This is a genomic window from Streptomyces sp. NBC_01288 (genome assembly GCF_035982055.1).
GTDB lineage: Bacteria > Actinomycetota > Actinomycetes > Streptomycetales > Streptomycetaceae > Streptomyces.
Genome location: NZ_CP108427.1, coordinates 7,603,857 through 7,625,523 on the forward strand (window position 1 = coordinate 7,603,857; position 21,667 = coordinate 7,625,523).

A 21,667-nucleotide genomic window follows, 5' to 3' on the forward strand; every position below is an offset into this window, starting at 1 on the left:
CGGCCCTGTGGTGGGGGCCCTGTCCTGCCGAGCCCATCTTCGCACTTGTCGGGGCCCAACGAGACGCCGGGCCCGGGTGTGAGACACCACACGCTCACTTGAGAGACGCTGCGGCTTTTGCCATCCCTGGGTGCGACCCCCCAGGGGCGCGGGGAACTGCGCGACCGGCCACAGGCCGTCCCGCAGTCGCCCACGCACCTGAAGGCACCGAGCTACTGGGCGAACGTCAGCCCAGATCCCCGGCAGCGGTCAGCTCGGCCAGCCGCACGAGCGTCCGCACCGCGGACCCGGTCCCGCCCTTGGGCGTGTAGCCGAACGCCCCGCCCTCGTTGAACGCAGGCCCCGCGATGTCGACGTGCGCCCAGGTGATCCCCTCGCCCACGAACTCCCGCAGGAACAGCCCGGCGACGAGCCCGCCACCCATCCGCTCACCCATGTTCGCGATGTCGGCGGTGGGAGAGTCCATCCCCTTGCGCAGGTGCTCCGGCAGCGGCATCGGCCACGACGGCTCGCCGACTTCCTCCGCCGCGTCCACGATCGCCGCGCGGAACGCGTCGTCGTTCGCCATGACACCGAACGTCCGGCTCCCGAGAGCCAGAACCATCGCCCCGGTCAGCGTCGCCACGTCCACGATCGCGTCCGGCTTCTCCGCCGACGCCGCCCACAGCGCGTCCGCGAGGACCAGCCGGCCCTCCGCGTCCGTGTTGAGCACCTCGACGGTCTTGCCGCTGTACATCCGCAGCACGTCACCGGGACGGGTCGCGGAACCCGACGGCATGTTCTCGGCGAGCGCCAGCCAGCCGGTGACATTGACGGCGAGGCCCAGCCGCGCGGCCGCGACGACGGCGGCGAACACCGCTGCCGCACCGCTCATGTCGCACTTCATCGTCTCGTTGTGCCCGGCCGGCTTGAGCGAGATGCCGCCCGAGTCGTACGTGATGCCCTTGCCGACGAACGCGAGGTGCTTGGTCGCGTCGGCGTGCGTGTACGACAGCTTCACCAGGCGCGGACCGGCCGCGGAACCGGCGCCGACGCCGAGGATGCCGCCGTAGCCGCCCTTCTCCAGGGCCTTCTCGTCGAGCACCTGCACCTTGATGCCGTGCTCCTTCGCCGCGGTCTGCGCGACGGCCGCGAAGGCCTCGGGGTCGAGGTCGTTCGGCGGGGTGTTGATCAGGTCGCGGGCGCGGTTGAGCTCCTCGGTGACCGCGAGCGCACGCTCCACGGCCGCCTTGTACTCCTTGTCGCGCGGCTTGCCGCCGAGCAGGGCGACCTCGGCGAGGGGGGCCTTGCCGCCCGCCTTCGCGTCCTTGACGCTGCCCTTGTACGCGTCGAAGGAGTACGCGCCGAGCAGCGCGCCCTCGGCGATCGCGCCGGCGTCGGCGGCGTCGGCGAGGGGGAGCGCGAAGGCGGCCTTCTTGGCGCCGGTGAGCGCGCGGGCGGCAGCGCCGGCGGCCCGGCGCAGCGCCTCGGCGTCGTACGCCTCGCCCTCCTCGGGCTCCGCGCCGAGTCCCACCGCGAGCACGAGCGGGGCCTTGAAGCCGGCCGGTGCGGGCAGCTTCGTGATCTCGCCCTCGGCACCGGAGGCGCCCAGGGTCTCCAGGACGCCGGCGAGCCTGCCGTCGTACGCCTTGTCCACGGCGTCGGCGCCCGGTGCGACGACCGGGCCCTTGCCGCCCTTGCCGACACCGATCACGATCGCGTCGGCCCGCAGGCCGGGCGCCGCGGCGGTGCTGAGAGTGAGAGCAGTCACAGTGGTGAATTCTCGCTTCCGATGTGAAGTTCCTGTGGTCGATCGGGGTGGGTCGACCGGGCCCGACAGCCGACCCTATTTCCGACCTGCGGCGGTGGTGGGCATAGGGGGCTGGTGGAGCGCCCAGGACGAGCGTACGCGCGTGGGTGTCGTGGCTCATTCGCGCGGGGGGTTCACCTGTTCCCGCGAGGGGTTCACCTGTCGGAAGCGGAGTGGCCACTTCTCGATCCTCACCCTGGATGTCCTGCGCCACACTCGTGAGGTTCATGTGGGCGACATGCTCATCGATTCGCATGGTTTCCACGGATCCTCCGCGAGACGACCACAGGGAGGATCGCCTGGGGAGGGGCGGCATGGCACAGAGAACGCACAGGTGGAGAGCCGGAGCCGCGGTACTGGCGGCCGCGGGACTGCTGGTGCTGGGCCTGGAGGCGCCGGGCGCATCGGCCGCCGACGAGCCGCGCATCGATCTCAAGGTGCTGGTGGTGGACAACGGGGACAGCCCCGTCGAGGCCATCGCCGCCCAGCTGAAGAGCGAGGGCATTCCGTACACGACTGTGAACCTGAACGACCCGGGCCGCCCCACGATCGACGCGGCCTTCCTCGGCGACACGGTCGACGGCACACCCCGCGCGAAGTACCAGGGCGTCGTCCTGCCCAACGAGGCGCCGTTCGGGACGAGTTCGGCGGAACAGACCGCGCTGGACGCCTACGAGACGACGTACGGCATCCCGCAGGTCGACGCCTACACGTGGGCGCACCCGGAGGTCGGTCTCGACTACGCCGTCTACTCGGGGGCACTCGACGGGCATGAGGCAGATGTCACCGCCGACGGCAGGGCGGGCTCTTTCGGCTATCTCGACGGACCGCTCACGTTCGAGGACAACTCCTCGTCCGTGCAGGAGAGTTACGGCTTCGTGGCCACGCCCCGAACCGGTTTCACGAGCTACGTCGACACCGCCGTACCGGGCGGCACCGGGCGGGGCAGCCTGGTCGGCGAGTACGCGCACGACGGGCGCCGCGAACTGGTGCTGACCTTCGCGTACAACCAATACCAGGAGCAGTTCCGGGTGTTGGCGCGCGGCATCGTCGAATGGCTGACTCAGGGCGTGCACCTGGGCCAGGCGCGCAACTATTTTTCGGTGCATGTCGACGACGTCTTCGCGCCCGACGACCGCTGGGACACCGAGCTCAACTGCACGCCCGGCGACTACGACTGCGCGGCGGGCGAGGGCTCGACCGCCACACCGATCCGGATGACCGCGGCCGACGCGGCGTACGCGGCCCAGTGGGAGCAGGACCACGGCTTCACCCTGGACCTGGCCTTCAACGCGGGCCTGGGCGAGGACTGGAAGAGCGAGAACGGCGGCACGGACGCCCTCACCGACCAGCTCCTCGCCGACAAGGCCGACTTCCGCTGGATCAACCACACGTACACGCACGAATTCCTCGGCTGCGTCCAGGACTTGACGACCGTGCCCTGGAGCTGCGCGAAGAACGCGGACGGTACGACCCAGTACATGAGCCAGGCCGACATCTCCGCGGAGATCGCGAACAACTACAACTGGGCTTTGGCGAACGGCCTTCCGGTCGAGCGGGACGAGCTGGTCACCGGTGAGCACTCGGGCCTCAGGACGCTGCCCCAGCAGCCCGACGACAACCCGAACCTGGCCGGCGCCCTCGCCGCCAACGGCATCACCTGGACGGCCTCCGACCACTCTCGCGAGAGCGACCAGCGGGCCGTCGGCGACGCGCTCACCGTGCCCCGCTATCCGATGAACGTGTACTACAACGCGGGCACCAAGGCCGAGCTGGCCGACGAGTACAACTGGATCTACACCTCCACGGCAGACGGCGGCAGCGGAGTCTGCGAGAACAACCCCGACTCCACCTGCCTGGCAGCCCCGTTGGACACCGCCACCGGCTACGACGACTACATCGTCCCGCAGGAGGTGGCCACCGACCTCGGCCACGCCATCAGCAACGACCCGCTCCCGCACTACGCGCACCAGTCCAACCTGGCCGAGGACCGCGTCCTCTACCCGGTCCTGGACAAGGTGCTCGCCGGATACCAGGCGCTGTTCGCCGACAACACCCCGCTGGAGAACCTGCGGGAGAGCGCGATCGGCACCGAACTCCAGAACCGCACCGTCTGGCAGACCGCCGTCACGAACGGCGACGTCGAGGCGTACCGGATCGGCACCACCGTCACCGTCAACGCCCCCACCGGGATCCAGATCCCGTTGACCGCACCCGAAGGGACCACCAAGCAACTGCCGCTCGGCACAGCCGCGTTCGGGACGCCGTACGCGGGAGAGCGCTCGGCCTGGACCACGCCGGAGCTTACGCAGACCGCTCTCACTCTCAACCTGCCGTAGAGCAACGCCCCTTGAAGGGGCGCGGGGAACTGCGCGACCAGCCACGACGGACCCGCAGTCGGGGTCCGACCCGCAGTTCCCCACACACCATCCGCCAACTGGGGGGAGCCGCGCAGCGATGCGTACCGGCCGTCACGTCACCATGCTCACCGAAGGCACCTATCCGCACGTCCACGGCGGGGTCAGCACCTGGTGCGACCAGCTCGTCAAGGGCATGCCGGAGGTGGACTTCCACATCCTGTCGCTCACCGGCAGCGGCCGCGAACCCGTGACTTGGGAGCTGCCGCCCAACGCCTACCGGCACACGTCCGTGCCGACCTGGGGCCCACGCCCGGGCCGCCGCCGACACGGCCTGTACGGCGCCGCCCGCCGCCGCTTCGTCGACTCCTACGAGCGGTTCCTGCTCTCCTTCCTCGACCCCGAGGCCCACTGCGACTTCGGTGAGAGCCTCTACGACCTGGCCCGACTCGCCCGCCAAGGACGCCTGTCGGCGGCCCTGCGCACCGAGACGGCGCTGCGCTCGCTGATGTGGATATGGACGATGCCGCACCTGGCAACGGCCGCCGCCCGGCCCACAGTTCACGACGCGCTCACCGCAACGGACCTGCTGGAGCACGCACTTCGCCCGCTCGGCGTCCGCATCCCCGAGGACTGCGTCGCCCACGCCGTCAGCAGCGGCCTGGCGACCCTGCCCGCGCTCGCCGCGAAGAAGCTCGATGGAGTGCCGTTCCTCCTCACCGAGCACGGCATCTACCTGCGCGAGCGCTACCTCGGCTACCGCCGCGACGGCCAGCGCTGGCCCGTGAAGGCCTTCATGCTCGGCTTCTACCGCGAGTTGAACTCCCACGGGTACAAGGCCGCCGACCTGATCACCCCGTGCAACCAGTACAACCGCCGCTGGGAGGAGCGCGGCGGCGCCGACGCCGACAAGATCCGCACGGTCTACAACGGCGTCGACCCGGCCGCCTTCCCGCACGCGGGCCCCGAACCGGAGATCCCCACCCTCTCCTGGTGCGGCCGCGTGGACCCCATCAAGGATCTCGAAACACTTCTACGCGCGTATGCGGAGGTCCGTGCCGAACTCCCGGAAACCAGGCTGCGGTTGTTCGGCCCGGTCCCGGCCGGCGGCGAGGCCTACCGCACCAGACTCGAAAAGCTGGCAGCCGAGTTGGGCGTCACCGACGGGGTCACCTTCGAGGGCCGCATCAGCGAGGTCTGGCGTGCCTACGCGGCCGGACACGTCGTCATGCTCTCCTCGATCTCCGAAGGCTTCCCGTTCTCCATCATCGAGGCCATGTCCTGCGGCCGTACGACCGTCTCGACCGACGTCGGCGGAGTCAGCGAGGCCGTCGGCGACACCGGCCTCGTGGTCCCGCCGCGCGAGCCGGAGAAGATGGCCGCCGCCGTCCTCACCCTCCTCCGGGACGACGAACGCCGCCTGAAATTGGGGGAGTTGTCCCGGCAGAGGGTTATCGAGCGGTTCACGTTGCGTCGCTCGGTGGACAATTTCCGGACTATTTACCAAGAGCTGGCGGGCCGTCCCGAGGTGTACGAGCCCACCGTCGAGACCGTCGCCGACTGGACCGCCGAGCTGCGCGATCCGTGGTACAAGGCGGTCGCCACCGACGGGACGGACTGGTGACGGGTTCCATCTGGCTCCCGCCCGGGGCGAGTTCGGAAACTCTCCCCGGCGTCCCCAAACAACGCCCCACCCCGAGCTGGGCCGAACCCGACCCGATCGACGAACTCGCCGACCGTCTCGACGAGTTCGTCGCCGCGGCCGTGCACCCCGACGAGATAGCCGCCCTCCTCGAATCCGACGGCATGTCGGACGACCAGATACGCGAGCGCTACGGCGTCAAGAACTCCTTCGCCCTGGCGGAGGAGTTGTACGAACGCGTAACCCGCCGCTTCCCGGAACCCGACGGCCCGGTCCACGACCCCTGGCAAGTAGGCCTGCTCGGCTGCCTGTTGAGAGGCGTCGTCTTCGCATTGCCCGGCTTCGGCTACGTCCTGGGCGCCCCCCTCCTGGCAGGCCACCCCGAGTCCTTCGGCCTCCCGGCAGGCACCCTCCCCCTCCTGTCCGGCGCCCTGGTCGGCTGGACCTGGAACCAGGGCCTGGCCCACCGCGCCTACTCCTGGCTCGGCCTGGGCGACAAACCGGCCGCCCGCCACAGCCTCCTCACCGGCGCGCCCCTGGGCGCCCTCCTGGGCGCCGGGATCGCCCTGGCGGTCGCGGGCACAGCCCACCCGGTCGCCGTAGCCTTCGCCGCAGGCCAGTCCTGCTACTTGGGCGCGGCCACGGTGTTGCTGGTCATGGGCCGCGAACGAGCTTTGCTTGCAACCTTGTTGCCGATGACGGCGGTCGCGGTCGTGGCCATGGTTCAGCCGATTCCGGACGCGCTGAGACTGACCTTGCTGCTGGGCTCCCTGCTGGCGGTAGTGACACTGGCCCTGCTTGAAGTACAGCCCGACCGCGATGCCTTCAAGGGGCGCGGGGAACTGCGCGACCAGCCCCCACCGGCCCGCAGACAAAAAACAACGATGGCTCCCCGACTCACCGCATCCCTCCCCTACGCCCTGTTCGGCCTAGGCAGCGGCGCCCTCGTCCTCTACGCCGCCCTGAGCGGCAGCGCTGTCGCCGCAGTCCCCCTAACCCTGAGCATGGGCCCCGCCGAGTGGCTCCTGTACCGCTTCCGCAGCGACAGCCTCACCGGCCTACGCAACACCCGCACCCCCAAAGCCTTCTGGCGCACAACAGGCCAAACCCTCACCCTGTGCCTGACCGCCTACCTCGCAGCCCTCTCCCTCCTGACCCTCCTGGCCACCACCCTCTGGCCCAACACCCCAAGCCTCGACGGAGTAAGCCTCGCGGCCCTGCTCCTCCTCGGCATGGTCCTGTGGACAGGCCTGCTCCTACAGTCCTTCGGCGCGGTCCTCGCCGCGGCAACGACCTGCTGCGCGGCAGCCGTAGCCCAGACCCTGGCCCTCCTCACCCACACAGCCGGCCCACACTGGATCGCCCTGTATGTGTACGGCACGGCGGCGGCGGTCCAAGTGGCCCTGGTCTGCGCCCTGTTGAGCAGGGTCACGGCACACCGATGAGCCAACTGCTGGTCCCGTACTACGAACACCCCACCGTCCGCCCCTCCGAGTGGGCCGCGATCGTGGCGGCAGCCCCCCGCCTCTATGCCGTGATCCTCAACCCGGCCAGCGGCCCCGGCGAAACCCCGGACCGGGCCTTCGCCGAGGTGGCGGCCCAACTCCGCGCCACGGACGTCCGGTTGCTCGGCTACACGGACACGGACTACGGCCGCCGCCCGCACGCGGACGTGGCAGCGGACCTGACCCGCTACCGCGACTGGTACGGCACGGACGGCGCGTTCCTGGACCAAGTCCCCTCCACCCAGGCCGAGTTCAGGCACTACCAACGCATCGCCACCGCCGCCTGGGCCACAGGCTGCGGCACGCTCGTGCTGAACCACGGCACGACCCCCCACCCGTCCTACGCCCGCATAGCCGACGTCCTGATCACCTTCGAGGGCCCCTGGACGACGTACCGCGACCTGACCCCCCACCCTTGGCACGGCACGAAGGGAACCCACCTCGGCCACCTCGTCCACGGCGTCCCGCCCGACGCCGACTTCGAGGCGGAGGCCCGTGCGCGAGGGGCCTCGGTGCACTGCGCGGTACCCGGCATGGGAGATCATCCGTGGGGTACCTTGCCCCACACCTTGGAGCCCGTTCCATGATCCGCCCGATCCACCCCGCCCCACTGCTCGCCCTCCTCGTCCTGCTCCTCGCGGGCTGCACCACCACCCCCGACGCCAAGCCGACCCCCACGCAGACCACCGGAAAGCGCTGGCAGCCCCGCCCGGGAGTGGCCTGGCAGTGGCAGCTGAGCGGCCGCCTGGACACATCCATCGACGTCCCGGTCTACGACATCGACGGCTTCGACCACTCCAAGGCGACGGTGACCTCACTCCACGACAAGGGCCGCAAGGTCATCTGCTACATCTCGACCGGCGCCTGGGAGGACTTCCGCCCGGACGCCAAGAAGTTCCCCAAGTCGGTGCTGGGCAAGGGCAACGGCTGGAAGGGCGAACGCTGGCTGGACATCCGCCGCACGGACGTCCTCGAACCCCTGATGGCGGCCCGCCTGGACATGTGCCGCGACAAGGGCTTCGACGCGGTGGAGCCCGACAACATGGACGGCTACCGGAACGACACCGGCTTCCCCCTCAAGGCAGCCGACCAACTCCGCTACAACCGCCTCATCGCCAAGCTGTCCCACGACCGGGGCATGGCGGTCGGCCTGAAGAACGACCTCGACCAAATCCCCGCCCTGGTAAGCGACTTCGACTTCGCGGTCAACGAACAGTGCGCCCAGTACGACGAGTGCGACACCCTGACCCCGTTCATCAAGGCCAACAAGGCGGTCTTCCACGTCGAGTACGACCTCCCGACCAGCCGCTTCTGCCCCGACTCCCGCCACCTGAAGCTGAGTTCCCTGGAGAAGAAGTACGAACTGGGCGCGTGGCGCAAGGCCTGCTGACTACGCCGGGTCCCGTCGAACACACCTCAAGGCAGCCCACCTAGGGGCGCGGGGAACTGCGCGACCAGTCACGACGAACCCGCACTCACCCACCCACCGAAAGCACCACAAGCACAGCCGTAGCCGCAGTCTCCGCAAGCCCCCCGAACACGTCCCCCGTAACCCCACCGAACCGCCGCCGACAGCGCCGCAGAAGAAGCTCAGCGACAACGAGCGCCACAACGACGGCGACAACCACGTGCACATACCCACGCCCCCCGAAGAACGGCCCGAACGCCACCGAAATCACCCCGTTGGACACGGTCACAGCCACCGCACCCCCCACCGGAACCACCCCCGCAACCGCCGCCCCCAACCCCTCCGGCCGAGCCGCAGGCACCCCCACCCGGGCAGCCCACGTCAGCGCCAGCCGAGCCACGATCCCGGAGACAATGGCCGCCGCCACACCCCGCCCCCACGAGTCGCCGTAGAGCTGAGCCAACGCAGCCACCTGAGCCAGCAGCACGAAGACAAGGGCGAGCACCCCGAACGGCCCGATGTCCGACTGCTTCATGATCCGCAGCGCATCCTCGGCGGGCTTCCCGCTGCCCAGTCCATCGGCGGTATCCGCAAGCCCATCCAGATGCAGCCCCCGAGTAAGAACCGCAGGCACGGCAACGCTCCCGACGGCGGCAAGCAGCGGCCCCGCCCCCAGAAACAGAAGCAGCAGCCCAAGCCCGCCCGCGCACCCACCGACAACCACTCCGACGGTCGGGGCCACCATCATTCCGCGGCGCGCGGCCTCCCGGTCCCAGCGGGTCACCCCGACCGGGAGAACAGTCAGCGTGCCGAACGCGAAGCGGAAGCCGTCGAAGGGCGAGGTCTTGGACACCGGCGCAGATTACCCGGCGGTCAGGAGGGCACCCCCGGCGGCCGTAGCTAAAGTGCACATATGGGACATTGGCTGCATCGCAACATCGTAGAGCCGGGCAAACTCCCCCTGCTCCTAGCGCTCACCGCCTTCGTCCTGACCTTCCTCATCACCCGGGTCATCACCCGCCTGATCCGCGCCGGCAAGGGCCCCTTCGGCAACATCAAGGCCGGCGACGTACACATCCACCACGTCGTCCCGGGCGTGGTCCTCACCGTGATCGGCGGCTTCGGCGCGGTGGCCAGCACGCGCTACGGCGTCGGATCGGCGATCTTCGCGATCGTCTTCGGCATGGGCGCGGGCCTGGTCCTGGACGAGTTCGCGCTGATCCTCTACCTCGACGACGTGTACTGGACCGAGGCGGGCCGCAAGAGCGTCGAGGCGGTGGTGCTCACGGCGGCCCTGGTCGGCTTCGTCCTCGCCGGTTTCTCGCCCTTCGGCGTCAACGACCTCACCGACACCGAACTGCACGACCGCGCGAGCGTGATCGTCAGCGTCGCGGTGAACTTCCTCTTCTCCCTCATCGCCCTGAGCAAGGGCAAGGCCCGCACGGCGGTCTTCGGCGTCCTCGTCCCGCTGGTCGCCGTCGTCGGCGCGATCCGGCTGGCCCGCCCGGGTTCCCCCTGGGCCAAGCGCTTCTACCGCAAGCGCCGCCACCGGGCCCGAGCCCGTTCCACCCTCCGCGCCTACCACCACGACCGCCGCTGGGCGGGCCCGCGCCGCGCTGTCCAGGACTGGCTCGGGGGGAAACCGGATCCGGAGCCGGTGCGGATTCCCGGTCGGCGGTGAGGAGGGGGATCGTCGCCAGGGACCCTTCCCGCGAAAGTGTGACACTTCCCGCGAAAGTGTGACACTTTTCGCTAAAGTGTCACACTTTCGCGGCAAGGGTCCCTGGCGCAGTCGGGCGACCTCACCGTGACCGCGGGCCCGCCCCCGCCCAAAACCCACTCCGCCGGTGCCGCAGCGCCGACGCCAGACACAGCACCCCCACCGCGATGATCGCCGCCAGATGCTCCTTGCCCGCGAGGTTGCCCTTCAGCATCACCTCGATCACTATCGCCGCGGTCACCGCGAGGGCCGTGGCGTACGCGCCGTAGCGCCACGCGACGAACACCGCGAGGCCGACCACGGCGGCCGAGGGACCCGTGTCCACGACCAGCCGGTCCGAGCCGGGCAGCCCGAACGGGTTGTCGAAGCCGAGCCGGATGCCGAGGCGGGCGTAGAGCGTGCCGGCGAGGGTCGCGGCGTAGGCGATGGCGAGCGTGCGCCAGCGGCCGAGGGCGATCTCCGCGATGCCGAACACGAAGAGGATCTGGGCGAGGGCGCCCCACACGGGCAGGTCCAGCGCGGGCACGAAGAGGGAGAGCGGGGTGCGGAGGAGGGCCAGCCACAGCGGATCCACGGCCCGTACCGCGCCCGTGTCCTGCACGAACTGGTAACCCCAAGACTGGTTCTGCACGAATTGCAGGACCGCCGTCAGCAGCACCGCGCCGATCGTCATCGGGATCGCCCGCCGGCGCCGCTTCAGCAGCGGCTCGCGCACGGTGACGTAGAGCAGTCCCCATTCGGCGCGGGCCCAGCGGGCGAGACGGTTCATCTGTGCGTCTCCAGGTGCTTGCGGTGCAGCCACTTCGGCAGGCCCGGAGCTTCCAGGAACCCTTCAGCACGCGCCGCCGCGAGGCCGATGCGCAGCAGGTCCGCGCTCTTCTCGAAGAGCAGGAACCGGGGTTCCCAGATGGGCCGGTACTTGGCGTTGGCGCGGTACAGCGACTCGATCTGCCACCAGCGCGAGAAGAAGCTGAGGAGCGACCTCCACAGCCGCAGCACCGGCCCGGCACCGATCCGCGCCCCCCGTTCGAAGACCGAACGGAACATGGCGAAGTTGAGCGAGACCTGGGTGATGCCGATCTCCTGGGCGCGGCGCAGGAGTTCGATCACCATGAACTCCATGAGCCCGTTGTCGGAGCCGCGGTCCCGGCGCATCAGGTCGAGCGACAGCCCGTGCGGCCCCCACGGCACGAAGGACAGCACCGCCCTCAACTCGCCCTCCCCGTCGGTGCATTCGAGCATCACGCACCGCCCGTCATCGGGGTCCCCGAGCCGCCCGAGCGCCATGCTGAACCCGCGTTCGGTGGCCCCGTCGCGCCAGTCGTCCGCGCGCTTCAGCAGATACGCCATCTCCTCGGCCGGAATGTCCTCGTGGCGGCGGATGCGTACGGTGTACCCGGCCCGCTTCACCCGGTTGAAGGCCTGCCGTACGGTCCGCATGGCGCGCCCCTCCAGCGTGAACTCGGCGACCTCGACGAGGGCTTCGTCCCCGAGTTCGAGGGCGTCGAGGCCGTGCCGTGCGTAGACGGTGCCCGCCTCCTCGCTCGCGCCCATCACGGCCGGAATCCATCCGTGAACCCGGGCCTCCGCCAGCCACGGCTCGATCGCGCCGGGCCATGCCTCCGGGTCGCCGATCGGGTCACCGGAAGCCAGCGACACCCCGCCCACGACCCGGTACGCGACGGCAGCCTTGCCGGTCGGCGACCACACCACGCTCTTCTCCCGGCGCAGCGCGAAGTACCCGAGCGAGTCGCGCTCGCCCTGCCGTTCGAGGAGCGCCCGGAGCTTCTTCTCGTCGTCCTCGGTGAGCGGGTCGACGGCGCGCCGGGAGCGGAACGCGGCGTAGAACACGGCGAGGACCAGGACCGTGCTGAGGACGTTGATGACGACGTTGACCCAGTTCGGGGTCCAGATGCCGGGGAAGCGATTCTCCGGCGCGGCGATGGACACCAGCCGGAACGCGCCGTAGCGCCAGCGCTCCACGAACGTCGAACGGGACGCGTCGTGCGCCTGGTTGGTGACCGTCACCAATAGCGCGGCGAGCAGTGAGGCGGCCAGCGTGCCGCCGACGGCGACGACCGCGGCGAGCCGGGGGTTGGACCGGTCGCCCTTGGCGTAGAACTCCCGCCGCCCCACCACCAGCGCGGCGACGAACGCGGCGGTCAGCACCAGGGAGATCCAGTTCTGCGGGTACTGGCGGATCTCCTGGAACGACATGGCGAACCCGAACAGCGCCAGGAACAGCCCGCTGACCACCAGGTTCAGGATCCACGCGGCGCGTTTGCGGCGCCGCATGGTGATGGCGAGGAACGCCGTGAACACCCCGGACGCGAAGCCTGCCGTCAGCAGATACGGCGTGAAGAAGTTCTCCTGGTTGTGCCGTCGTACGTCCTGCCCCAGCGAAACCCACGCCGCGCTGAGGAAGTTGATGAACGCGACGGCCCGCAAATACCAGACGGCGAAGGCCGCGGCCCGCCGCGAGGCGCCTGAGCTGTGACGTTCCTGAACGGGCCCGACCCGGACATCTCCCATGAAGGAGGATCATATGGGCGTTGTCGCGACGAACGGTTCTTATCCGCCGCCGCAACGATCACGACCAGGCCCAGGTCACTCCTCGGGCTCCGCGACCCGGGCCGACCGACTTACCGACCCCCGGTCGGCTGCCGTGCGTTGGCCGGGGCTCGTGCGTCGGACGGCTTCCGCGCGGGGGTCGGCCGCTGTGTGGTGGCCGGCCTGTTCGCCTCGGGCGGCGGCTTCCGGGCCCCGGCCGGGGCCGTCGGCCTTCACCGGGCACGCGTCCGCTTCCGGGTCCGAGTTCGCTCACTGGCCCGCGTCCGCTCCCGGCCTATTCCGGCTGCGCGGGCTTCTCCGGCTCCGCGGCCGTCACGGACTTTTCGGAAGGCGTCGTGTCCTGGGCTTTCTCGGGGCCCACGGCCGCTTCCGGAGCGTCGGCATCCTTCTCCGCCGTTTCGGGCGCCACGGAAGGCTCCGCCGACACCGCCGACACCGCCGACACCGCCAAGTCTTCCGGTTCGGCCGCCGACGCCGCCTCTGCCTCCACTGGCTGCTCCAACTCCTCCAACTCCTCCGGCCTGAGCGGGAGTTCGGCCGCCAGTGCCGCCGCGGCCTGCACCAGCGGCAGCGCGAGCAACGCGCCCGCGCCTTCTCCCACCGTCACTCCGTGGTCGAGGAGGGGCTCCAGGGCCATCCGGTCCAGCGCCTTCGCCTGGCCCGGCTCGCCGCTGTTCTGCCCGGCGAGCCACCAGTCAGGCGCCCGGAACGCGACCCGCTGGCCCACCAGCGCGCACGCGGCGGCCACGACGCCGTCCAGGATCACCGGCAGCTTCCGTACGGCACTCTGCAACAGGAACCCGGTCATCGCGGCGAGGTCGGCACCGCCCACCGTCGCGAGGAGCTGCAACTGGTCGCCCAGCACCGGCCGGGCCCGCCGCAGCGAATCCCGGATCGCCGCGCACTTGCGCATCCACGCGAGGTCATCGATCGCGAGGCCGCCCCGCCCGGTGACGACGGACGCGTCGGTCCCGCACAGCGCGGCGATCAGCACGGAGGCAGGCGTCGTACCGCCGACGCTCACATCGCCGAGGACCACCAGATCCGTACCGGAGTCGGCCTCCTCGTTCGCGACGGCGACCCCCGCCTCGAACGCGGCCGTCGCCTCCTCCGGCGTCAGCGCGTCCTCGATGTCGATACGCCCGCTGCCCCGCCGTACGCGGTGCTTCACGACCTCGTCCGGCAGGGAGCCGGGGTCGCAGTCCAGGGCCATGTCCACGATCCGCACCGGCACGCCGAGCCGCCGGGCGAGCACCGCCGCCGGGCTGCCGCCCTCCAGTACCGACCGCACCAACTCCCCGGCGCTGCCCGCCGGCCGGGCCGACACACCGAGTTCGGCGATGCCGTGGTCGCCCGCGAACAGCACCAGACGCGGCCGTTCGACCGGCCGCACCGGCACGACGCCCTGCGCCGCCGCCAGCCACTCACCCAGGTCGTCGAGTCGCCCCAGCGACCCGGGCGGCACGATCTGACGTTCGCGGCGCGCCTCCGCGTCACGGCGCACACCGCCGTCGGGGCGCTCGATCAGATCGGAGAAGTCGTCGAGATTAAGCGAGCTCATTCGCCGAACAGTACCGGCAGCGATCGAACGCGACAGCGCCACATGGCCACCACGCGCCCCGGACGTCCTTGCCCTCAAGATCTAGATCCCGTACGTATCGGTTTGCACCGTTTTGCCGTACGACTCCGGGAGCCGCCCATGAACAGCCTGCGCACCCGCGTCAGCACGCGCGTCAGCACCCTCGACGCGCGCCGCCGCCACCGCGCACTGGCCCGCGCGATCCTCCGGCTCCTCCCGGAACCGGAGAGCTGGCTCGACGTCGGCACCGGCGACGCCCACTTCCCCGAAACGGCGAAGACCCTCTTCCCGTACACCTCCTTCGACGGCCTCGACCCCACCCCCCGAGTCGTCCGCGCCCGCGCCGCCGAACGCATCGAGGAGGCCTACGCCGGCCACCTCACGGACCCGCACATCACCACGGCCCTCCAGTCCCGCTACGACGTCGTGACCCTCCTGCGCGACCGCTCACCGGCCCCCGACCCCGACGCCGAACTCCGCGCCGCCCTCACGGTCCTGCGCCCCGGCGGCCTCCTCCTCCTGGAAGGCCGCCCGGACGACCTGCGCGCCCAACTGGAGCCCCACGACTGCGAGTTCGTCCCCGAACACAGAGGCTTCCAGGACCGGCTCCCGCCCCCGCAGCGGATCATCGCCCGCAGGCGCTGAGCACGCCGAGAGGGCGCCGCCGATAGCGTCGGGGACCATGAGGAGCATGGAACCGACAAGCAGCGCCGAGGAGTTGGAGCGCGCGGTCGCCCTGGTCGAGGAGACCGGCGAACGCGTCAGCGTCACCGTGGACGGCGAGCCGGCGGGCGTACTCCTCCCGGCCGCCGAACTGGCCGAGCTGGAGCACTGGGCGCAGCGAGGAGCAAGGGCCTACGGCGCCGCCATGCCCCGTCCGGACGCCGCGCCGGAGCCGCCGCCAGGACCGGAGCGACATGGCCCGTACATCCGGTACGTGCACGCGGACGGGGTGCGCATGACATTCACGCGGGATCGCGCGGTCGTGGCCGAGCTGCGGTCCGCGGCCGAACTCGACTGGCTGGAGCTGTGGGCGCGCAACGGGCGCCAGGTGTACATGAGCCCGAAGCAGGCGGCGGCGTTCGCCGAGTTCCTCGCCCGACAGCCACCGATCGACGGGCGGGACGGGTCCTAGGCCGTGTCCGCGAAGTCCCTCCCCCACTGCTCAAAGGCGTGGGAGGTGCCCCCAGCCCCGCGACGCCCGGCACGCACTCGGCCCCGCACCGGACGCCGCGGGGCCCGCCCTTCGGGCGGACGACGGACCTCCCGGACACGGCCTAGCCGCGCAACGTCAGCGCCTGCCCCGCCACCACCAGCAACACGTGCTCGCACTCGCCGGCGAGCGCGGCGTTCAACCGCCCCAGCTCGTCGCGGTACCGGCGCCCGGACGCGGTCGCCGGCACGATCCCCGAGCCGACCTCGTTGGACACGGCGACCAGGGTCCGCCGCGTGGTGCGCACAGCGGCGGTCAACTCCCGTACCCGCTCCCGGAGTTTCTTCTCCCCGCCGTCCCCCCACTCCGTGTCGTCCCACGCCCCCACGGAGTCCATGGCGTCCGTCAGCCACAGCGACAGACAGTCGATGAGCAACGGCGGCCCGTCCTCCGCGAGCAACGGCACCAGGTCGCACGTCTCCGCCGTACGCCACGACCCCGGCCGCCGCTCCCGGTGCGCGGAGACGCGGGAGGTCCACTCGGTGTCCCCGTTGCGCGAGCCGCCGGTGGCGACGTACAGCACATCGGGAAAGGCCTCCAGCCGCCGTTCCGCCTCGACCGACTTCCCGGACCGCGCCCCACCCAGCACCAGCGTCCGCCGCGGCACATCGGGCACGTCCTCGTACACCCCCACGGTCAACGTCGTCCCGTCCGGCACGGCCCGCGCCCCCACGGCCGCCAGCCGCCGCGCCAACTCGGCCCCCGGCGCCACATCGTGGTCGAGATGGACGGCGATGACGTCGGTCGCGGGCCCCATCGCCCCGACGGCCCGCAGCTTGGCCAGGGCGTCCGGCCGCCCCACGACATCGGCGAGCACCATGTCGTACGACGGCACGGCCCCCTCCTCAAGCCCGGCCGGCGCGCCCCCCGGCGGCAGATACAGCACCCGCTGACCGTCGGGCCCGGTGACGGCGTACCCGGTACCGGGCGCGTCCATCGCCACCGCCCGCACCCGATGCCCCGTCAACAACGCCAGCTCCCGCCCGTCCGGCACCCGCCCCGGCTGCGGCAGCCCCGCAGGCACCTCCACCGCGGGCCCGTCATGCGGATGCGACAACAGCACCTGCCGCACCCCGCCGAGCGAGTGCCCGGCCCGAGCCGCGGCAAAGGCGGCCCCGGGCGTCAGGTCGAGCAACAACGTCCCGTCCACAAGCACGGCGGTAGCAGCCCGGGCATCCACCCCGAGCGACACGGCACAGGCCGCACAGGGGCAATCGAGGCGGGGCAGTCCCGCAGGGGCACCGGTACCGAGCAGAGTGAGTTCCACGGATCGATTTTCACCGCTCACTAGGAGACATGCGCGCCCTGGACCCCCCTAAGGGGCGCGGGGCTGTGACATTTGCGGCTCCGCCGCGGGGCGCGACCAGCCCCCACGCGCCCGCACCCGACCGAATATCCGCAGCTCACCCCCCACTAACCCAGCGGAGCGAATACGCTGCACACAGAAGCCGGACCAAGATCCGGCTTCTGTTCTGCACGCGCTCAGACCTTGGAGGCGTAGATGGCGGCATGGATCTGGCGGTTCGAGAAGTCCGACGGGACCGAGGTCGAACCCGCGGTCACGCCGGAGGAGTTCACCACGCAGGGCGACGCGGAGTCCTGGCTCGGCGAGATCTGGAAAGAACTCGTCGCGGGCGGCGCGGACCAGGTGTTCCTCTTCGAGGACGGCACGCAGATCTACGGTCCGATGAGCCTGCACGCCGAGGACGCGTAACCCGTCGTAGGCCAAAGAGGTGGGGGCGGCCGGAGAGACACCGGCCGCCCCCACCTCGTTCCTGAGCTGAAACGCGCTGGGCCGGGCTACTGCTCGCCCAGCGTCACGTCGACCTTCTTCGACGCCCCGTTCCGCGAGTACGTCACCGTCGTCCTCTGCCCCGGCCTGTCGGACGCCAGCGCCTCCGACAGCGAGGTGATCGTGGTGATACCCGTGTCACCGAGCTTCGTGATGATGTCGCCCGCCCGGATACCGGCCTTGTCGGCGGCCCCACCGCTCTTCACCTCGACCACGGCGACCCCGGCCGCCTGATATCTGTCGTCGACGACCGTACGTCCGGTGATGCCGAGGGCCGCCCGCCCCGAGTCGGTGACCTTGCCGTCCTTGACGATCTGGTCGGCGACGGTCTTGACCATCGACGAGGGAATCGCGAACCCGATCCCCGGCGCCGCACCGCCCCCGAGGTCGGGATCGGTGGCGGCAAGGGTCGGGATGCCGATGACCTGCCCGTTCAGATTCACCAGCGCGCCCCCGCTGTTGCCGGGGTTGATCGCGGCCGAGGTCTGCACCATGTTGGCGATGGTCGCGCCCGTACCGCCGCCGCTGCTGCCCTCGCTGACGGTCCGTCCGGTCGCCGACACGATGCCCTGCGTCACGCTGGACGACAGTCCGAGCGGCGAGCCCATGGCGAGGACGATCTGCCCCACTTCGACCTTGGAGGAGTCCGCGAAGGTCGCCGCCTTCAGCCCGTCCGGCACCTTGTCCAGCTTGACGACGGCCAGGTCCTGCTCGGGGTACGAGTAGACGAGCTTGGCGGTGAGCACGTCCTCGCTGTTCGCGGTGGTCACCTTGAACGTCTTCTCGTCCCCGACGACATGCGCGTTGGTGACGATGTGCCCCTGGTCGTCGTACACGATCCCCGACCCCAGATCACTGCTGGCCTGGATCTGCACGACCGACGGCAGGACCTCCTTGATCACCTTCAGGTAGTCGCTCTGAAGGTCGTCACTCGACATCGGTACGGCGGCCTCGGCGGCCTGCGTGGTCGAGCCGTCCTTCTTCGAGGAGGCCGAGGAGGCCGAGGAGGCCGACGAGGACCCGGAGTCGGAACCGGAACACCCGGCGACCAGCGCGAGCGAACAGACGAGGAGAGCTATGGGGCGGAGGGCGCGGATACGGGGAGAGTCCATACGCCGAGTGTCTCTTTGGGGTGAATATCCGGCTTGTACTGCTGACCCGAACGGGCCCCTAGGGGCTGGGGGGAGAGAGCCGCGCCCTCAGCCCCGCACGCCGCACAGATGCAGCAGCGCGGCCACCGCCCGGTACGGATCCGTCCGCCCGGCCCGCTCCTCGGCGGCCAGCAGCGGCTCGACGTCCGCCGGGATCTCGGCCCCTTCCGGAGCCGTGTCGGTGAAGACCCGCACGCCGTACCAGGACTGCAACGGCGCCCCGATCCCCGCCAGCGTCGCCGTCAGTGTGTCCAGCCGGTCCGCCCGCGCGTCGATGCCGAGCCGATTGCGGTACGCGGCCGAGTCGAAAGCGGCCGCCGTGGCCGCCCAGTCCCAGGACAGCCCGGGCCGCATGGCCAACGCGTCGGCGTTCCGCACGAGCAGCGACAGCAGCCCGCCCGGCGCCAGCATTCGGGCGAGACCCGCGAGCAGCGGATCGGGCTCGGACACGTACATCAGTACGCCATGACAGAGCACGACGTCGAAGCTGCCCGGCAGGAAGTGCACGCCGGTGTCCCGGCCGTCGCCCTCGATGATGCGGACCCGCTCCCGGATGCCCTCGGGCTCGCCGGACAGCGACTCACGGGCCGCGGCGACCATCTTCGGTTCCTGTTCGAGCCCGGTCACCTGATGCCCGGCCCGGGCCAGCCGCAGTGCCTGCGTGCCCTGGCCCATCCCGACGTCGAGCACCCGCAACCGCCGGCCGACCGGATACCGACCGGCTATCTGCTCGTCGAGCTGCCGGGCCACCAGCTCCTGTCGTACGACATTCCGCAACCCGCCCAGCCTGCTCAGCCAGGCATCCGCCGCGCCCCCGGAGAATGACTCCGCGCTCAGGGCCGCTCTCCGCGCTTGACCTGCGGCTTCGGCAGCCGGAGTCGACGCATCTGGAGGGAGCGCATGAGGGCGTACCAGACCGTGCCCTTGGTGTCCTGGCCCGGGAAGCGCTCGGCGAGCAGCTTGCGCAGCCGGAACACGCTCCAGAAGGAGTCGACCACGATCAGCACGATCACCACGAGCCACAGCAGCAGCGCGATGTTCTGGAGTGCGGGGATCTGCACCACGCTGAGCACGAGGATCACCACGGCCAGCGGCAGGAAGAACTCGGCGATGTTGATGCGCGAGTCGATGTAGTCACGCCCGAACTTGCGGATCGGACCCCTGTCACGGAGGGGCAGATCCCGCTCGTTGCCACGGCCGGAGAGCGCCTGGCGCTGCTTCTCCATCGCCGTGCGCCGCTCGTCGCGCTGGCGCTTGGAGGCGTCCTTGCGCGACATCGAGGTGTTGGCGACGCTGCGGCGCTGAGTCTGGGACTCACTGCGCTTGGGCGTGGGCCGACCCTTCGGGGCCTGAGGGTCTCGGGGCATTGTGGAGTCGGTCAGCGACACCTTGTCGGTGGACGCTGCCTTCTCTTCCTTGGCGCGGCTACGGAACACAAAACCCAAGGGTAAGGGGTGAATGGGGTTGGACCCCAGCCCTGTGGGGAACGATCCGGCAACACCGCTCGTCTGTAGGGGGACAGAGAAGGACGTCATGAGCGGGTCCTGCCAGGGGAGCACCTACTCCTCAGGCTGGATCAGGACCGCGGTCAGTCGTCCTTGGGGATGAGCGCATCCGTCCCCGAACAGTGCGGTAATGGATGCAGGGCCCGTACTGTTGGTCCTGTTGTAGTCGCTGTAGCTGGAGTCCGTCAGAAGGGGGCGCGCGAAGCCCATGAGCGGTGTCATGAAGCGTATGGGGATGATCTTCCGCGCGAAGGCGAACAAGGCCCTTGACCGGGCCGAGGACCCGCGCGAAACCCTCGATTACTCGTACCAGAAGCAGCTGGAGCTGCTTCAGAAGGTGCGCCGGGGAGTGGCCGACGTCGCCACCTCCCGCAAGCGTCTGGAGCTCCAGCTCAACCAGTTGCAGTCGCAGTCCTCGAAGCTGGAGGACCAGGGCCGCAAGGCGCTCGCCCTCGGCCGCGAGGACCTGGCCCGCGAGGCGCTCTCGCGCCGGGCCGCGCTCCAGCAGCAGGTGACCGACCTGGAGACGCAGCACACCACGCTCCAGGGCGAGGAGGAGAAGCTCACCCTCGCGGCCCAGCGCCTCCAGGCCAAGGTGGACGCCTTCCGTACGAAGAAGGAGACCATCAAGGCCACGTACACGGCGGCCCAGGCGCAGACCCGGATCGGCGAGGCCTTCAGCGGCATCTCCGAGGAGATGGGCGATGTCGGGCTTGCCATCCAGCGGGCCGAGGACAAGACCCAGCAGCTCCAGGCCCGCGCCGGCGCGATCGACGAACTGCTTGCCTCCGGCGCCCTGGACGACCCGACCGGCATGGCCAAGGACGACATCCAGGCCGAGCTGGAACGCCTGTCCGGTGGTACGGATGTGGAGCTGGAACTCCAGCGCATGAAGGCGGAGCTGGCCGGCGGTTCGTCCGCTTCACAGCAGGCGATCGAAGGCGGCAAGGACCAGTCCCAGTCGCAGTCGTCCTCGCAGCCGCAGGACACCCCGCGTTTCGACAAGCAGTAGGCCCACGCCTGAGGAGGGCGACATGATCGTACGGATCATGGGGGAGGGGCAGGTGAGGCTGGCCGACGGCCACCTCACCGAGCTGAACAAGTTGGACACCATCCTCCTCACGGAGGTCCAGAACGGCGACGGCCCAGCCTTCCGCCAAACCCTCCAGGCCCTCCTGGCAAAGGTCCGGGAACTGGGCGAGCCCTTGCCGGACGACTCCCTGGAGCCGTCGGAGCTGATCCTCCCGGCCGAGGACGCGACCCTGGAGGAGGTCCGGGACCTGCTGAGCGACGACGGCTTGATCCCGGGGTGATCCTTCAGTGCCGGTGACCGTATTCAGCCCGTCCGGCGTTTGAGGACGAGGCCGTTCAGGCCGAAGCGGGGGTGGGGGCGACAGCCCCCGGTACGGGGTCACCCCAGCACCGGTCACTCACA

The 21,667-nt window shown here is 70.4% G+C and carries 19 protein-coding genes and 1 pseudogene; 11 read left to right on the forward strand and 9 right to left on the reverse strand.

Annotated elements, in window-relative coordinates; genetic code table 11:
- Positions 1-226: 226 nt before the first annotated feature.
- Positions 227-1,750, reverse strand: coding sequence for a leucyl aminopeptidase (locus OG194_RS34310; RefSeq protein WP_327404649.1), 1,524 nt, complete (start codon positions 1,748-1,750; stop codon positions 227-229).
- 353 nt (positions 1,751-2,103) lie between these two features.
- On the opposite strand from OG194_RS34310, the gene OG194_RS34315 reads away from it, so the two are divergent.
- From OG194_RS34315 to OG194_RS34335, 5 genes are all read left to right on the forward strand, one after another.
- Positions 2,104-4,128 (forward strand): hypothetical protein, encoded by a 2,025-nt coding sequence (locus OG194_RS34315; RefSeq protein WP_327404650.1) that lies wholly within the window; start codon positions 2,104-2,106, stop codon positions 4,126-4,128.
- A gap of 118 nt (positions 4,129-4,246) precedes the next feature.
- Positions 4,247-5,770, forward strand: a complete 1,524-nt coding sequence (gene pelF, locus OG194_RS34320) for a GT4 family glycosyltransferase PelF (RefSeq protein WP_327404651.1) — start codon at positions 4,247-4,249, stop codon at positions 5,768-5,770.
- Complete coding sequence (locus tag OG194_RS34325) at positions 5,767-7,233, forward strand: hypothetical protein (RefSeq protein WP_327404652.1); 1,467 nt, start codon at positions 5,767-5,769, stop codon at positions 7,231-7,233. Before pelF ends, OG194_RS34325 begins: the two co-directional genes overlap by 4 nt.
- Positions 7,230-7,880, forward strand: coding sequence for a spherulation-specific family 4 protein (locus OG194_RS34330; protein ID WP_327404653.1), 651 nt, complete (start codon positions 7,230-7,232; stop codon positions 7,878-7,880). Before OG194_RS34325 ends, OG194_RS34330 begins: the two co-directional genes overlap by 4 nt.
- Complete coding sequence (locus tag OG194_RS34335) at positions 7,877-8,683, forward strand: endo alpha-1,4 polygalactosaminidase (RefSeq protein ID WP_327404654.1); 807 nt, start codon at positions 7,877-7,879, stop codon at positions 8,681-8,683. Before OG194_RS34330 ends, OG194_RS34335 begins: the two co-directional genes overlap by 4 nt.
- Positions 8,684-8,768: 85 nt before the next feature.
- Here the strand turns inward: OG194_RS34335 and OG194_RS34340 are convergent, their stop codons facing one another.
- Positions 8,769-9,554, reverse strand: a complete 786-nt coding sequence (locus tag OG194_RS34340; protein ID WP_327404655.1) for an adenosylcobinamide-GDP ribazoletransferase — start codon at positions 9,552-9,554, stop codon at positions 8,769-8,771.
- Positions 9,555-9,614: 60 nt separating this feature from the next.
- On the opposite strand from OG194_RS34340, the gene OG194_RS34345 reads away from it, so the two are divergent.
- The gene (locus tag OG194_RS34345; RefSeq protein ID WP_327404656.1) at positions 9,615-10,382 is read left to right on the forward strand and encodes a hypothetical protein; all 768 of its coding nucleotides are present in this window, start codon (positions 9,615-9,617) and stop codon (positions 10,380-10,382) included.
- A 121-nt stretch (positions 10,383-10,503) separates the two neighbouring features.
- Here OG194_RS34345 and OG194_RS34350 read toward each other — a convergent pair whose 3' ends face one another.
- The 3 genes and pseudogenes from OG194_RS34350 to cobT all read right to left on the reverse strand — a co-directional run.
- On the reverse strand, positions 10,504-11,190 hold the full coding sequence (locus OG194_RS34350; protein WP_327404657.1) for a hypothetical protein: 687 nt from the start codon (positions 11,188-11,190) through the stop codon (positions 10,504-10,506).
- Positions 11,187-12,953, reverse strand: a complete 1,767-nt coding sequence (locus tag OG194_RS34355) for a phosphatidylglycerol lysyltransferase domain-containing protein (protein ID WP_327404658.1) — start codon at positions 12,951-12,953, stop codon at positions 11,187-11,189. Before OG194_RS34355 ends, OG194_RS34350 begins: the two co-directional genes overlap by 4 nt.
- A gap of 493 nt (positions 12,954-13,446) precedes the next feature.
- Positions 13,447-14,553, reverse strand: a pseudogene (cobT, locus tag OG194_RS34360) (nicotinate-nucleotide--dimethylbenzimidazole phosphoribosyltransferase); the annotation flags it as partial.
- Positions 14,554-14,691: 138 nt separating this feature from the next.
- On the opposite strand from cobT, the gene OG194_RS34365 reads away from it, so the two are divergent.
- Complete coding sequence (locus OG194_RS34365; RefSeq protein WP_327404659.1) at positions 14,692-15,216, forward strand: methyltransferase domain-containing protein; 525 nt, start codon at positions 14,692-14,694, stop codon at positions 15,214-15,216.
- Positions 15,217-15,262: 46 nt separating this feature from the next.
- Positions 15,263-15,706, forward strand: a complete 444-nt coding sequence (locus OG194_RS34370; RefSeq protein ID WP_327404660.1) for a type II toxin-antitoxin system Phd/YefM family antitoxin — start codon at positions 15,263-15,265, stop codon at positions 15,704-15,706.
- Positions 15,707-15,848: 142 nt separating this feature from the next.
- Here OG194_RS34370 and OG194_RS34375 read toward each other — a convergent pair whose 3' ends face one another.
- Positions 15,849-17,051 carry a bifunctional adenosylcobinamide kinase/adenosylcobinamide-phosphate guanylyltransferase gene (locus OG194_RS34375; RefSeq protein WP_327404661.1) on the reverse strand — a complete coding sequence of 401 codons (1,203 nt, stop codon included), beginning with the start codon at positions 17,049-17,051 and terminating at the stop codon, positions 15,849-15,851.
- Positions 17,052-17,285: 234 nt separating this feature from the next.
- Between OG194_RS34375 and OG194_RS34380 the strand changes: the two genes are divergently transcribed.
- Positions 17,286-17,498 (forward strand): hypothetical protein, encoded by a 213-nt coding sequence (locus tag OG194_RS34380; RefSeq protein WP_033284163.1) that lies wholly within the window; start codon positions 17,286-17,288, stop codon positions 17,496-17,498.
- 86 nt (positions 17,499-17,584) lie between these two features.
- Here OG194_RS34380 and OG194_RS34385 read toward each other — a convergent pair whose 3' ends face one another.
- The 3 genes from OG194_RS34385 to OG194_RS34395 all read right to left on the reverse strand — a co-directional run bounded on the left by OG194_RS34385 (position 17,585) and on the right by OG194_RS34395 (position 20,262).
- Complete coding sequence (locus OG194_RS34385) at positions 17,585-18,688, reverse strand: S1C family serine protease (protein WP_327404662.1); 1,104 nt, start codon at positions 18,686-18,688, stop codon at positions 17,585-17,587.
- 87 nt (positions 18,689-18,775) lie between these two features.
- On the reverse strand, positions 18,776-19,477 hold the full coding sequence (locus OG194_RS34390; protein ID WP_327407310.1) for a class I SAM-dependent methyltransferase: 702 nt from the start codon (positions 19,475-19,477) through the stop codon (positions 18,776-18,778).
- 83 nt (positions 19,478-19,560) lie between these two features.
- Positions 19,561-20,262 (reverse strand): DUF3043 domain-containing protein, encoded by a 702-nt coding sequence (locus OG194_RS34395; protein WP_327404663.1) that lies wholly within the window; start codon positions 20,260-20,262, stop codon positions 19,561-19,563.
- A 178-nt stretch (positions 20,263-20,440) separates the two neighbouring features.
- On the opposite strand from OG194_RS34395, the gene OG194_RS34400 reads away from it, so the two are divergent.
- Together OG194_RS34400 and pspAA are read left to right on the forward strand one after the other, a co-directional pair.
- Positions 20,441-21,244: a PspA/IM30 family protein gene (locus tag OG194_RS34400; protein WP_327404664.1), complete on the forward strand. Its 804-nt coding sequence runs from the start codon at positions 20,441-20,443 to the stop codon at positions 21,242-21,244.
- 22 nt (positions 21,245-21,266) lie between these two features.
- Positions 21,267-21,545: a PspA-associated protein PspAA gene (pspAA, locus tag OG194_RS34405; RefSeq protein WP_327404665.1), complete on the forward strand. Its 279-nt coding sequence runs from the start codon at positions 21,267-21,269 to the stop codon at positions 21,543-21,545.
- Positions 21,546-21,667: the final 122 nt, after the last annotated feature.

Bases quoted from the DNA above. Each gene is read 5' to 3' on its own strand.
- OG194_RS34315 (WP_327404650.1), top strand. From the start codon at position 2,104: ATGGCACAGAGAACGCACAGGTGGAGAGCCGGAGCCGCGGTACTGGCG.
- pelF (WP_327404651.1), top strand. From the start codon at position 4,247: ATGCGTACCGGCCGTCACGTCACCATGCTCACCGAAGGCACCTATCCG.
- OG194_RS34330 (WP_327404653.1), top strand. From the start codon at position 7,230: ATGAGCCAACTGCTGGTCCCGTACTACGAACACCCCACCGTCCGCCCC.
- OG194_RS34335 (WP_327404654.1), top strand. From the start codon at position 7,877: ATGATCCGCCCGATCCACCCCGCCCCACTGCTCGCCCTCCTCGTCCTG.
- OG194_RS34345 (WP_327404656.1), top strand. From the start codon at position 9,615: ATGGGACATTGGCTGCATCGCAACATCGTAGAGCCGGGCAAACTCCCC.
- OG194_RS34350 (WP_327404657.1), bottom strand. From the start codon at position 11,190: ATGAACCGTCTCGCCCGCTGGGCCCGCGCCGAATGGGGACTGCTCTAC.
- OG194_RS34355 (WP_327404658.1), bottom strand. From the start codon at position 12,953: ATGGGAGATGTCCGGGTCGGGCCCGTTCAGGAACGTCACAGCTCAGGC.
- OG194_RS34365 (WP_327404659.1), top strand. From the start codon at position 14,692: ATGAACAGCCTGCGCACCCGCGTCAGCACGCGCGTCAGCACCCTCGAC.
- OG194_RS34370 (WP_327404660.1), top strand. From the start codon at position 15,263: ATGGAACCGACAAGCAGCGCCGAGGAGTTGGAGCGCGCGGTCGCCCTG.
- OG194_RS34380 (WP_033284163.1), top strand. From the start codon at position 17,286: ATGGCGGCATGGATCTGGCGGTTCGAGAAGTCCGACGGGACCGAGGTC.
- OG194_RS34385 (WP_327404662.1), bottom strand. From the start codon at position 18,688: ATGGACTCTCCCCGTATCCGCGCCCTCCGCCCCATAGCTCTCCTCGTC.
- OG194_RS34395 (WP_327404663.1), bottom strand. From the start codon at position 20,262: ATGACGTCCTTCTCTGTCCCCCTACAGACGAGCGGTGTTGCCGGATCG.
- OG194_RS34400 (WP_327404664.1), top strand. From the start codon at position 20,441: ATGAGCGGTGTCATGAAGCGTATGGGGATGATCTTCCGCGCGAAGGCG.
- pspAA (WP_327404665.1), top strand. From the start codon at position 21,267: ATGATCGTACGGATCATGGGGGAGGGGCAGGTGAGGCTGGCCGACGGC.